Origin of the sequence: Vulcanococcus sp., assembly GCF_044369115.1 — a bacterium.
Classification (GTDB): domain Bacteria; phylum Cyanobacteriota; class Cyanobacteriia; order PCC-6307; family Cyanobiaceae; genus Vulcanococcus.
Map to the genome: position 1 here is coordinate 1 of NZ_JBIPMN010000074.1, position 12,136 is coordinate 12,136.

The following is a 12,136-nucleotide window of genomic DNA, read 5'->3' on the forward strand; positions in this document are numbered from 1 at the left end:
GATCGATTCGGCGAAGTGATCCAGCAGCTTGTGCAGCAGCTCGGGCTCGCGGAAGGCCATGGCCTTGATCACCGCGTAGTTCTTGCTGCTCTTGCCTTCCACCACATAGGCGGCGAGGGTCCAGGGGGCACCTACGAAGCCGAGCACGGCGGCCTGGTTGCCCACAGCGCTGCGCAGGCGGGTGAGTACCTCACCCACGAAGGGCATGCTTTCGGCGGGGTTCAGGGGGCGGAGGGCCTCCACCTGAGCCATCGAGCGGATCGGATCGTGAATCAGCGGACCCTTGCACTCCACGATGTCGAAGTTGATCCCCATGCCCGGCAGGGGCGTGAGGATATCGGAGAAGAGGATCACGCCGTCGGGCTTGAAGGCCTCGAAAGGCTGCATTGAAATCTCAAAAGAGAGATCGGGGTTTTCGGAGCGTTCACGGAAGCCGGGGTGGCGATCGCGCAGGTCGCGATACACCTTCATGTAGCGGCCGGCCTGGCGCATCATCCACACCGGGGGCCGCTCCACCTGCTCACCTCGGGCGGCGCGCAGCAGCAGGGGGGCGGTTTCGGTCATGGGCGATGGGGACGCGAAGCGCGAACCTACCCGAAGGCACCCCCGTTGCTGGCCTGCCGGCGGCAGGGTTCTGCCGCTTCGTCACACAGCTAGAGAGTCGCGGTGGCCTCCAGCTCCTGGCTGCGCTTCTCGTCGCGGCTGAACACCAGCACCGAGAGCGGCGGCAGGCAGAGATCGAGCGAGTGCTCGTAACCATGAATGCCCCATTCTTCGGTGAATTTGCCGCCGAGGTTGCCCAGGTTGCTTCCGCCGTAGCGCTCCGAATCAGTGTTGAACACCTCGCTGTAGAAGCCGCTCATCGGCACACCGATGCGGTAATGGGAGTGGCTCTGGGGGGTGAAGTTGGCCACCACCACCACCCAACGGCCGGTGGTGCTCTCGCGGCGCATGAAGCTGATCACCGAGTGGCGGTTGTCGTTGCAGTCGATCCACTGGAAGCCGAAATCGCTGAAATCGTCTCCCCAGAGCGCACGCTCGGATTTGTAGAACACGTTGAGGTCGTCTACGAGGCGCTGCAGGCCCTGATGGGGTTCGTACTGGAGCAGCTCCCACTCCAGATCACCCCACACGTTCCATTCACCGCGCTGGCCGAATTCCATCCCCATGAAGATGGTTTTCTTGCCGGGGTGGGTCCACATGTAGGCCAGCAGGGCCCGCACGTTGGCGAACTTCTGCCAGTCGTCACCCGGCATCTTGTGCAGCAGGTTGCTCTTGCCGTGCACCACCTCGTCGTGGCTGAGGGCGAGCATGAAGTTCTCGGTGTAGGCGTACCAGATCGAGAACGTCACATTGTTCTGGTGAAACTGGCGAAACCACGGATCGAGCTCGAAGTAATCGAGCATGTCGTGCATCCAGCCCATGTTCCATTTGAGGTTGAACCCCAGTCCTCCCATATCGGTGGGCTTGGTCACCATCGGCCAGGTGGTGGACTCCTCCGCGATCGAAAGGGCGCCGGGGAAGTGCTGGAACAGCACGTGGTTCGCCTGCTGGAGGAAGGTCACCGCTTCGGTGTTCTCGCGGCCGCCGTGCTCGTTGGGAATCCACTCGCCATCAGGGCGGAGGTAGTCGCGGTAGAGCATCGAGGCCACCGCATCCACGCGGATGCCATCAATGTGGAACTGCTCGAACCAATACACGAGGTTCGCCACCAGGAAGTTGCGAACTTCGTTGCGGCTGTAGTTGAAGATCAGTGTGCCCCATTCCTTGTGCTCGCCGATGCGCGGATCGGCGTGCTCGTAGAGGTGGGCGCCATCGAAGAAGGCCAGGCCGTGGGCGTCTTTGGGGAAATGGCCCGGCACCCAGTCGAGGATCACCCCGATGCCCTCTGCGTGGCAGCGATCCACGAAGGCCCGGAATTCATCTGGGGTGCCGAAACGGCTGGTAGGGGCGTACCAGCCCGTGACTTGATACCCCCAGGACCCATCGAAGGGATGCTCCGAAATCGGCATCAGCTCGATGTGGGTGAAGCCCCGTGCCTTCACGTAAGGGATCACCCGATCGGCGAGTTCGGGGTAGGTGAGCAGGCGAGCGCCGGGCTTCAGGTCGGCTGCCGGCACCGGCGGACGCGCTGTGCCATCGGGCTCGAGGTAGGGCTGATCGGCGCTGGCATGCATCCAGCTGCCCAGGTGCATCTCGTACACCGCAATCGGCTGATCCAGCGGGTTGCGGCTATCGCGCTCCTGCATCCAGGCCAGATCGCTCCAGCTGTAGCCCTCGAGGGCCTCAACGATCGAGCCGTTGTTGGGGCGAACCTCGTGCCGGAAGCCGTAGGGGTCGGCCTTCTGGTAGCAGTGCCCCTCCTGGGTGCGGATTTCGTATTTGTAGATCTCGGAGGCTTTCAGACCTGGGATGAACAACTCCCAGCAGCCGCCCAGCCGGGCCTGCATCGGGTGATGGCGCCCATCCCAACCGTTGAAGTTGCCCAGCACCGACACACTGCGGGCGTTCGGTGCCCACAGGCAGAACATCACACCGGCAACGCCGTTACGGCTCACCACATGGGCGCCCATGCGCTCCCAGATGTGGTGGTGGTTGCCTTCGGCGAAGAGATGGCGATCCATCTCGCCCATCCACTCCTCGCGGAAGGCCCAGGGATCGTGGGCCACATGCTCGATGCCGCCGCGCAGCACATGCACCTGGTAGCCGCTGCCCGGATCGCTGGGAACTTCGGCTTCGAAGATCCAGGGGTGATGGGGGGTGGTCATCGGCATGGCCACCCCGCCGGTCATCAGCTCAACCCGTTCGGCCTCGGGCATCCACACCCGCACCACCCAGTTGCCGCTCTCCAGCGGCTGGGGCCCCAACACGGCGAAGGGGTGGTCGTGCCGGCACTCGGCCAAGCGCTGGGCATCGTCCACCATCCAGTCGAGCTGAGCCAGCACAGGCGTGAGTGCAAAAGCGTGGCTGGGAGCTTAAGGCCGTTTTCCCTTCTCCGATCAGCTGGGTCCGGCGGGGTTTTCAGGGAAGTCCACACCGGTGATCTGGTTCTCGCTGTTGAGGATCACGTAGAGGTTGTCGGCGAGGCGGTTGAACTGCACGTTCACCAGCACCAAGCGCGTATCGGGGGTGCTTTCCGCCTCCACGGCGCGGCCCACTTTCAAGAAAGTGCCGGTTTCGCGCTGCAGCTCCAGCCATTTGCTTTGCAGTACCGCTGGCGAGAGGTCTTCCTGCGCACCAGGGCTGAGGAAGCTCTGGGCGGTGATGAAGTTGCCGGTGCTGATCGCCTGCACGAATTGCAGCGCCACCTGGCTGGTGGCGTCGTCAGCGTGATCCACGTAGTAGCGAGCGATCTTGCCGCTGCTGTTCAGCACCATGAACACCACACGCTTGCCGAGCTTGGTGGTGAGCTCGGCTTCCACGGTGCTGCCGCTCATGCCGCTGCGCACGCTGAGCAGCTCGTAGCTGAGCACCTTGGGCTGGGTGCGCATCGTGGCCGCGATCATCGACGGGCTGGTGACCGCCTGCAGCTCCGGAGAGAACTGGGCAAAGCGCGCCTTGGCGTCGCCATCCTTCACCGCAGTCAAGATGCGGACTGCCGCCGCACGGGCCTGCTCCACAGACAGGGCGGTGCCGCTGGTTGAAGCTGCAGGTTTGCTCGCAGCGCCTGTCTGGGCCTGGGCCAGAGGCGCGGTGGCAGCGGCACCGATCAGGCTGGCGGCCAGCAGAGCCGGCAGGGCGGAGCGCAGCGGGCGCAGCATCGCAGGAAGCAACAGTGGGCCTCAGTTTGCCCCAACCATCGGCTGGATGCTGAGGCTGGCTGCGCAGAGCTCGAGTTCCACGCTGATCACCCGATGCTGTGGCCCGGCGGGGCCATAGGGCTGCGTGCCATCGCCGCGATTCACGGCGATCTGGGGCCAGGCCGCCAGGCCCAGCGAGAGGCGCAGGCGCTCGCCCGGCTGCAGCGTGAGCAGCAACGGCTGCAGCTCTACCTGGCGGCGGGCCATCGTCTGGCAGGTGTCTCCCAGCCAGCGGGCCACGCCGGTGCTGCACTGGCGCACCTGGCCATCAGGGTGCACCACCGACAAGGCGGCGCAGAGGTCGAAGCCCGGCTGATCGGCCCTCGCCGCCAGCTCGAGCACAGGGCGTCCCAGCAGCTGCATCGGCTGATCGAGCACCGCGCTGTTGAAGCAGGCCACATCGGTGCGTTGATCGAGGTCGGTGCGGAGCACAGCGCCGGCATCGAGGCCGAGGTGGCCACCACGCCCCGGCAGCGAGCGCCAGGGGTCATGCACGATCGTGAGGCGCCCGCCTGCACTGCTGAGCGTGCTGGCATCCATAGGGATCAGTTGCCCCTCTGTGGCATCAACCGCCGCCAGGCCTGCGCTGCTCAGAGCCCAGCCCTGATCGCTGCACGCCGTGGGTTCCAATCGTTGCCATTGGTGATCGGCAATGTTCTGCAATGCCGAGGCCACTTCAGGGTTTTGTGGCAGTGGTGCAGGGTTCGCTGGGCCGGCTTCGCTGGCTGCGATCAGGTGGCGGCGGAAAAACGCCAGTTGCAGTTGATCGAGGCCGCCATTCCATTGGAGATGGCTCCAGGCGCCCAGCCGCAGCCACGGCTCACCCCCGGCTGCACGAGCCCGCTGCCACAGCTCCAGCACGCCCAGCAGATGGGGATCGTGCCAGCCGCCGATCAACAGCATCGGCTTGCGCCACAGGGCCTCCGGTGGCTCATGCCGCGTCCAAGCTGCTGGCTGGGCAGGGTCGCGTTGCAGCCAAGCCGCCGCCATGCCCTCGGGATCCAGCCGCTCCAGGAGCGCTTGGCCATGGAGCAGAAAGTCGCCGCTCTCCAGGCTGCGGCGGATCTCCCACCAACCCTCCTGATCACCGCGGCGCTGGCAGCCCTGTGCCGCCAGCTGCAGGCCCCAGCCCACACCAAGGGCCCACCAGTGGCAGCCCCCTTCACTGGCCCAGTGGCGCCGCTCATCCAATCCGGCCATTGCCGGTGCCAGGGCATCGGGCAGCTGCTCCTCATCGGCCAGGAGCAGCTGGGTGAGCCCCTGGTAGGAGAAGCCGTAGGTGCCCACCCGCCCGTTGCACCAGCTCTGAGCCCGCAGCCAGGCGAGGGTGCTGCTGCCATCGGCAGCCTCCTGGCAGAACCCGCGGAACGATCCTTCAGAGTCACCGCGGCCGCGCACGTCTTGAACCACCACAGCAAAGCCTTGGCTCGCATACCACTGGGGGTGGGCGTAGGTCACGGTGGAGGCGATGGCCCGCCCGTAGGGCTGGCGCATCAGCAGCACCGGCCATGGTCCTCGGCCTGCTGGGGTCCATAGCCGGCAGCGCAGGTTCGAGCCGTCGGTCGTTTGGATCCAGTGGTCGCTCACACCGCTGGAGCGCACGAGCTCAGCGCACGTCTGGGCAGTAGAGGCCCACCACGTAGGTGGACAGAATCTCGGCGTCGGTGTTGCTTAAGCCCTGCCGCGTGGCGATCTGAGCCACGGCCTGCGGGGAGGTGTAGGAGAGCCCCTGGGCGTTGAGCGCTTTCAATTCGCTGCAGAGGGCCTTGGCCCGTTGGGGGTTGTTTTTCACCGATTCCAGCAACGGTGAATTGGCCAGGGAGGTGGCAGTGGTTAGGAACGGCGTGGCTAGGGCGAAGGCGATCGCCAGCCCTGGGCCGCTCAGGCGGGTTGGGGTCATGGCAGTGCAGCCGTAGGCGCAGAAGAATCTCACTCCATTTCAAGGAGGCTGCCGCCCCCTGCCGGGCGGTTGGGGTCACTTCCCGGAGCGACTGGAAGTCTGCTGGGCTCGTTGGATCCAGAGGCGCACCGTGGTGGCATCGATCCTGGCCGGAGCCATCCCGGTGAGGGAGCGCTCCAACCGCCCCAGTTGGGTGAGCAGCTGCTGCGGAGAGGCCTGCGCCAAACCGCGGCTGGAGGCGACCCCGGCGTAGAGCAACAGCGCCGCCTCATAGGGTTGCAACTGCAGCTCCACCACCAGCTGCGCCTGGCCGCGCAGCTTGCGCAGCTGGCGCTCCAGGGCACCGCCCTGGCTGGAGAGCACCCGCAGTTGGCCATCGCTGAGGGCGGCGAGCTCATCCCAACTGTCTATGCCGTGTTTCTGGAGTACCTGCTCTTCCTTGCGGAAGTGCTGGGGCAGTGGGCCTAGGGGATGGCTCAATCGCCCGCAGCTCCCCGCTCAACCCTGCAAGCTGACGCTGCCATCGGCCAGGTTGCGAATGGCTGTGGCCAGTACCACGGGTGTGTCGGTGCCCGGCGCCGTGGCTTCAACCCGGCGCAGACGCACTTCCACCAGCTCGGTGCCGCGGCCGCTGCCCCGCAGATTGAGGGCCACCTGCTGCACCGACGGACCAAACGCTGCCGGGTCGAGGTCTGCCGGTGCAGAAGCCACCACCAGATCCGTGCCGTTGTCGAAGACCACCGGCACACTCACTGCACCATCCACCAGCTGGCGCGGCGCATAGCTCACGGCAAAGGCGAGACACGACAGCGACAGCAGCACCGTGAAGCTGGTGATCCCCACCAGGCGGAAGCGGATGCCCCAGCGCACCACGAACGCCACCAGGGTGAGCAGCAGCAGCGCAGCCGACGCAACACCCAGCCACTCGCCGGCGGTGAGCAGCAGGGGATCAGCGCGCATGGGGCTCGGCGGTTCGGTAGATCACCTTTATATTGCGGCCTGCTCAGACACTGAGACCCACGGGCCGCCGGATCCGCCGATCCCTTCGCCGATCAGGCCGCCCTGTTGGCGCGAACGAGCTGGCCGCATCGCGGCCGGTGATCGTGCTTGCTGGCTTCGGGTTGATTGGCCTGGTTACAGCCGGTTGGATCGGTGCCGATCGCCTGGCTGAACGCCTCTACAACGCCCGTCGCCCCTGGCTGGAGCGGATTGTGAGTGGGGCCCTCGGGCAGCCACTGGAGCTGGGGCCTTATGCGGGCCTGCGCCCCTTGGGTTTCGCGGCGGGCCGCAGTCGGTTTGTGCCGGTGCCCAACAACCCTTCCAGCGTGGATGCGCCGGCGGTGGAACTGGCGCTGGATCCCTTAGGCAGCCTGTTGCAACGCGCCTTTGTGCTGCAGATCCGGGTGCTGCGGCCCACCGTGGAGCTGCGCCGCAACGCCCGTGGAGCCTTCTGGGAGTTGCCCACCCAGAAGCCGGGTCGGGAACCACCCAGGGTGGCCCTGCGAATTCAGGTGCCCCAGCCCGGGCGGGGCGTACTGCACAGCCTGGCTGGATCCATCCCGTTCACGCTGCGGGGTGAAGCCGATCTGCCGTTGTGGCGCCGCGAGGTTGATCTTCGTGGCACGCTCAGCCCGCAGGCTGGCGGGCAGTTGCCGTTCCAGTTGCAGGCCAACTGGCAGCAGCGTTCCTGGCGGCTGCAACTCCGGCCGCAGCGGCTTCCGCTCAAGCCCCTGGTGCCTTTGTTGCCGGCTGGCCTGCATGGCCAGCTGGTGGGACGCCTCGATGGCTTGGTGGAGGGGCAGCTGCAGCTGCAGCGCCGCTCCGGTGTAGGCAGCTGCTCCGGTGGCCTGAACGCCACGGCCGTGCGCTGGCGGCCCCAGGGCCTTGCTGACCCGCTCACGGCTCAGGTCCTGCCGCTGCAGTGTTTTGAGCGGGGATTGCGGCTGGCACCCTCGGCCCTGGCCTGGGGCGATTGGCGCGGCCGGCTGAACGGGGTGCTGGCGTTGCCGAAAGGAACGCTGCAGCTGCAGTTGCAGGCCCGCGAGGCCCGTGCGGGGCATCAGCTTCAGGCCCAGCTACGGGGGCCCTGGCAGCAGCCCAACCTGCAGCTCTCGGCGGCGTGGCAGGGGCTGCGCCTGGCTCAGCGGCCCGCCCAGCCCCTGCGGCTGGAGTCGTTGGTTGCCATTCGCAATCAGCCCAGCTTCCGGCTCACGGTGCCGCGCCTTTTGTTGCGCTACGGCGACAGCAGCCTCCAGGCCAGTGGGGCGCTTTGGCCGCTGCTCGAGCTGCGCAGCGGTGCGCTGCAGCTGGGCCGCGAGCTCAAGCCCGCACTGGCGCCCCTGCTGGGAGAGGTGCCGAGGCTGAGCGCTGTGTTGCAGCAGAAGGGTGGTTGGAATCGCCCGCAGCTGCAGCTGGAACTGCGCCAACAGGCCAATCCACTGCTGGGCGACTGGTTGGCCCAGCTGCGCTTGCAGCCGCAGTTGGTGGAACTGCAACGCTTCCAATCGCCGCTGTTGGAAGCTTCAGGGCGGCTGCCCCTGCGCTCAGCGGCGCGCTCTGGCTGGAGCGCCGGTGCCCTGCAGCTTCAGCTGGATCTGCGCAGCTATCCGCTGGAGCGGCTGAGTGCTCTCCTGGGAACCCGCTTGCGCGGGCAGCTGGATGCCTGGGGAACGGTGCAGGGGCCTTTGGCGCAGCTGCAACCGACGTTGCAGTTGCTGGTGCGTGATCCGGGTGTGGGGCCGCTGCAGTTGCTGGAGAGCTGGCGTGGTGTGCTCGAGGGCTCGCGCGGGAGTGGGGGCAACCTGGCGCTCAAAGCGTTGGCGCCGGCCCCGCCAGGCGAGTTGCAGGCTCAGCTCGATCGTCGCTGGCTGCCGCAGGCCGTGAACCTGCAGCGTGAGGGCGGTTCGCTTCGCTTCGCCGGCGATCCACGCCGCTACCACTGGAGCGCTGAAGCGTTCCCCCTGGCGGGTCTGGACTTTGCCCTCGGTCCCAGCGGTCGCTTCCAGCCGTTGGGCGGCGCCTTGAGCGGTAAAGGGCAGCTGGATCTGCAACCGCTGTGGATCACCGGCGAGATCCGCCTGGATCGGCCTCACCTCTTGGGCCTGTACGGCCGCCTCCTCACCGCCAGTGGCAGCTACCGCCAAGGCCGCTATAGCGCTGTGGGGAACTGGCAGGGCGAGCAAGACGACAGCGTTGCCATGCGGCTGCGGGGCGAGCAGGGCGGCCCGTTCTGGGCCCGTTTTGAAGCGCGCCGCTTTGGCTCCCAAACCCTGCAGGAGTTCTGGAGATCAGCCCTGCTCTGGCGCAGCGGGCCGCCTCGCCTGGCTGGTTCTGCTGCAGATCTGCAAGGCCTGGTGATCGACACCCTGGGGCTGAGCCTCAACGATCAGCTGCAGGCTCTGGAGCAGGCCCAGCTGCAGGTCGCCGCGGCGTTGGCCCGGCAGCGCAGCACCGCTCAACGGCTCGATCCACGCCAGCTGCAGGGCCTGATGGATGCCGATCTCACCCTGATGGGGCCATCGATCGCGCGGCTCTCCCTTGATCTTCAGGCCAGCGGCCATCTCTGGTTGCGTGGCGCCGATCGCGACCAGGCTCTCACGGGAGCTCCAGTGCAACTCACTCTGCGGGGCCCCCTCGGTGGTGCCACCACCTTCTCGGTGGAGCATCTGCCGCTGGCGCTTCTGGCCCTGTTCACCACGGTGCCCGATGGCCTCAGCGGTGGTCTGGCTGCCAGCGGACGCTTTGCCCTCGGCGATGGTCGCCGCCGCCCTGAGTTGCAACTGGCCCTCGCCCTGCAGGATGCCTCCTTGGCTGGAGCCCCCCTGCGGCTGGAGCGCGGCGATCTGGCGCTCGCGAACAACACCATCACCCTCGATTGGTCGTTGCGCAGCGATGGGGCTGCCAACAGCGTTGATCTGAAAGGCACGGTGCCGCTCCAGCCCACCAGCGACGCCTTGGAGTTGCGGGTGGCCAGCCGCGGTGATGGGCTGCAATTCCTCTCGGTGCTTGGGGGGCCTGGGGTGCAGTGGCAGCAAGGCAGTGTCGACCTTCAGCTGCTCGTGCGGGGCTCTTTGCAGACGCCGTTAGCCAATGGCTTCCTGCGCTTCCGCGATGGCGTGCTCCAGGTGGCCGGCCAGACCATGCGCGAATTGGAAGCCACGGTTCTGTTTGATTTCAGTGAGCTCGAGCTGCAGCAGCTCACCGCCCGCATCGGCGATGAGGGTCTGATCAATGGCAGCGGCCAGCTCGGGTTGATTGAGCCTCTGGCTCAACCCAAGCGCCGGCTCGCGTTGCAGGTGCAGCAGGCGCCCTTCAAGCTGCCGCGCATGCAGGCCATCGCCAGCGGTGAGGTGGAGGTGGGAGGCTCCTTGCGTTCGCCAGAGCTCTCGGGTGAGCTCCAACTCAGCCGCGGCAGCTTGAACGTGCAGCCCGGGCAGCTCGCCACCGAAGACGAGCCCACCCGCCCCGTAACTGTGCGGCAGCTGGTGGAAGCGAAATGGGACTTCAAGCAACCGCTGCTGGTGATGGGCCAGCAGCTGGAAAGCTCCGCCAGCCAGGACCTGCGGGCGGCGGTGCCGGATCTGCCGTTCCTGCGCTTCAACGCTCTGCGGCTGCGGCTTGGCCCCGATCTGAAGGTGGGCGTTCCCAACGTGCTCAACTTCAACACCGGTGGGTTGCTCACCCTTCGCGGTGCCTTGGATCCATCGCTGCAGGTGAGCGGTGTGGTGCGCCTGCTCAACGGCCGCCTCAGCCTGTTCACCACCAACTTCAGCCTGGATCCCGATGCCCCCAACGTGGCGGTGTTCACCCCGAGCCTCGGGCTGATTCCCTACGTGGATATCGCCCTGCGCACTCGCGTCTCCGACACGCTGGTGGCCAATGAAACCAACCGTTCCAACCTCTACGACTGGAACGTGAATGCCCCGGCTAACTCCATCGATCAGCTTCGCCTGGTGAAGGTGCGGGTGGAGGCCTCGGGTCCGGCAGATCGCCTCGCCGACAACATTCGCCTCACCAGTTCACCGCCGCTGCCGCAGGAGCGGCTGGTGGCTTTGATCGGTGGCAACTCCCTGGTGGGTCTGGCCGGGGGCAATGCCGGTGCAGCACTGGCTACGGTGCTGGGCCAATCGCTGCTTTCGCCGGTGGTGGGCGGGCTCAGCGACGCTTTCGGCCAACGGCTCACCTTTGCGCTCTATCCCACCTACTTCGCGCCCGAAGAGGTGGTGGCTGCGGAGAACCGCTCCCGCCGTCTGCCGTCGCAGCTGGTTCTGGGTTCGGAGATCGGTCTGGATGTGACCGAGCGCTTCAACTTCTCGGTGTTGGCCGCGCCCAACCGCAGCGATCTTCCTCCTCAGGTGACGCTCCGCTACCAGGCCAGTGATCGGGTGGGCGTGCAGACCTCGATTGATACCCAGGGGCGCTGGCAGAGCCAGTTGCAGTTGCTGTTCCGCTTTTAGGTTGCTGCCATGGCCCAGCTGATCGGTGTGGATCTGGGCGGCACGGCGATCAAGCTGGGCCGCTTCTCGGTGGTGGGGGAGCTGCTGGCGGAGTTGGAGGTGCCCACGCCCCAGCCGCCGATGCCCGGCGCGGTGGTGATCGCCCTGGTGGAGGCCGTGCATCAGCTCGATCCCGATGGCCTCGCGACCTGTGTGGGGGTTGGCCTACCGGGACCGATGGATGCGGCGGGCCGGGTGGCGCGGATTTGCATCAACCTGCCGGGTTGGGAGCAGATTCCCCTGGCCGAGTGGCTGGAGCCGCAGCTGCAGCGGCGCGTCACCCTCGCCAATGACGGCAATTGCGCCGTGGTGGGGGAGGCCTGGCAGGGCGCAGCCAGGGGCTACCGCGATGTGCTGCTGCTCACCCTCGGCACGGGCGTGGGCGGTGGGGTGTTGCTGGGCGGCAGCTTGTTTACGGGGCACGGCGGCGCGGCGGCTGAGCCTGGTCTGATCTGCATCGATCCTGAGGGGCCTGCCTGCAACAGCGGCAACCGTGGATCGCTGGAGCAGTTCTGCAGCATCGGCGCGCTGGCTCGCGAATCTCCTCTGACCCCTCAGGAGCTCTGCCGTCTTGCCGGCAACGGTGATGCAGAAGCCCTGGCGATCTGGCGGCGTTACGGCCGGCATCTGGGGGTGGGGCTGAGCTCGCTGATCTATGTGCTCACCCCCGAGTTGGTGTTGATCGGCGGTGGCCTCAGTGCCGCGAGTGAGCATTTTCTGCCTGCAGCACTGGCGGAAGTGGAGCAGCGGGTGCAGCGTGAGAGCCGCCAGGGCTTGGAGCTGCGTCGCTGCGCCCTGGGCAATGGGGCCGGCCGTCTCGGTGCTGCCCGCCTCGCTCTTGATCGGCTGCTCAACGCCTAGCTGGGATGATGCGCCCAGTGCCCGCCGCGCCTGTGAGCGTTCCCGATCCCACCCCCGATCTGCTGCAACGGGCCGCTGCT

At 66.8% G+C, this 12,136-nt stretch carries 9 protein-coding genes; 2 read left to right on the forward strand and 7 right to left on the reverse strand.

The window, feature by feature from the left end; all coding sequences use genetic code 11:
* From ACIQ2E_RS07255 to ACIQ2E_RS07285, 7 genes are all read right to left on the reverse strand, one after another.
* A partial coding sequence (locus ACIQ2E_RS07255) for a uroporphyrinogen decarboxylase family protein (RefSeq protein WP_398328259.1) occupies nt 1-564 on the reverse strand: 564 nt, incomplete at its 3' end.
* An 89-nt stretch (nt 565-653) separates the two neighbouring features.
* Entirely contained in the window at nt 654-2,924 is a 2,271-nt protein-coding gene (gene glgB / locus ACIQ2E_RS07260; protein ID WP_398328283.1) for a 1,4-alpha-glucan branching protein GlgB, read from the reverse strand.
* 75 nt (nt 2,925-2,999) lie between these two features.
* Complete coding sequence (locus ACIQ2E_RS07265) at nt 3,000-3,761, reverse strand: DUF3887 domain-containing protein (protein ID WP_398328262.1); 762 nt, start codon at nt 3,759-3,761, stop codon at nt 3,000-3,002.
* Nucleotides 3,762-3,782: 21 nt separating this feature from the next.
* A complete protein-coding gene (locus ACIQ2E_RS07270) occupies nt 3,783-5,402 on the reverse strand; it encodes a CocE/NonD family hydrolase (protein ID WP_398328265.1) in 1,620 nt (539 codons plus the stop codon).
* Nucleotides 5,403-5,406: 4 nt separating this feature from the next.
* Nucleotides 5,407-5,700: a hypothetical protein gene (locus ACIQ2E_RS07275; protein ID WP_398328268.1), complete on the reverse strand. Its 294-nt coding sequence runs from the start codon at nt 5,698-5,700 to the stop codon at nt 5,407-5,409.
* Nucleotides 5,701-5,775: 75 nt separating this feature from the next.
* Nucleotides 5,776-6,180 (reverse strand): DUF4332 domain-containing protein, encoded by a 405-nt coding sequence (locus tag ACIQ2E_RS07280; protein ID WP_398328271.1) that lies wholly within the window; start codon nt 6,178-6,180, stop codon nt 5,776-5,778.
* 18 nt (nt 6,181-6,198) lie between these two features.
* Nucleotides 6,199-6,660, reverse strand: coding sequence for a DUF2518 family protein (locus ACIQ2E_RS07285; RefSeq protein ID WP_398328274.1), 462 nt, complete (start codon nt 6,658-6,660; stop codon nt 6,199-6,201).
* Nucleotides 6,661-6,797: 137 nt separating this feature from the next.
* Between ACIQ2E_RS07285 and ACIQ2E_RS07290 the strand changes: the two genes are divergently transcribed.
* Entirely contained in the window at nt 6,798-11,156 is a 4,359-nt protein-coding gene (locus tag ACIQ2E_RS07290) for a translocation/assembly module TamB domain-containing protein (RefSeq protein ID WP_398328277.1), read from the forward strand.
* A 9-nt stretch (nt 11,157-11,165) separates the two neighbouring features.
* The gene (locus ACIQ2E_RS07295) at nt 11,166-12,056 is read left to right on the forward strand and encodes an ROK family protein (RefSeq protein ID WP_398328280.1); all 891 of its coding nucleotides are present in this window, start codon (nt 11,166-11,168) and stop codon (nt 12,054-12,056) included.
* Nucleotides 12,057-12,136 lie beyond the last annotated feature (80 nt).

Bases quoted from the DNA above. Each gene is read 5' to 3' on its own strand.
- ACIQ2E_RS07285 (WP_398328274.1), bottom strand. From the start codon at position 6,660: ATGCGCGCTGATCCCCTGCTGCTCACCGCCGGCGAGTGGCTGGGTGTT.
- glgB (WP_398328283.1), bottom strand. From the start codon at position 2,924: ATGGTGGACGATGCCCAGCGCTTGGCCGAGTGCCGGCACGACCACCCC.
- ACIQ2E_RS07275 (WP_398328268.1), bottom strand. From the start codon at position 5,700: ATGACCCCAACCCGCCTGAGCGGCCCAGGGCTGGCGATCGCCTTCGCC.
- ACIQ2E_RS07295 (WP_398328280.1), top strand. From the start codon at position 11,166: ATGGCCCAGCTGATCGGTGTGGATCTGGGCGGCACGGCGATCAAGCTG.
- ACIQ2E_RS07265 (WP_398328262.1), bottom strand. From the start codon at position 3,761: ATGCTGCGCCCGCTGCGCTCCGCCCTGCCGGCTCTGCTGGCCGCCAGC.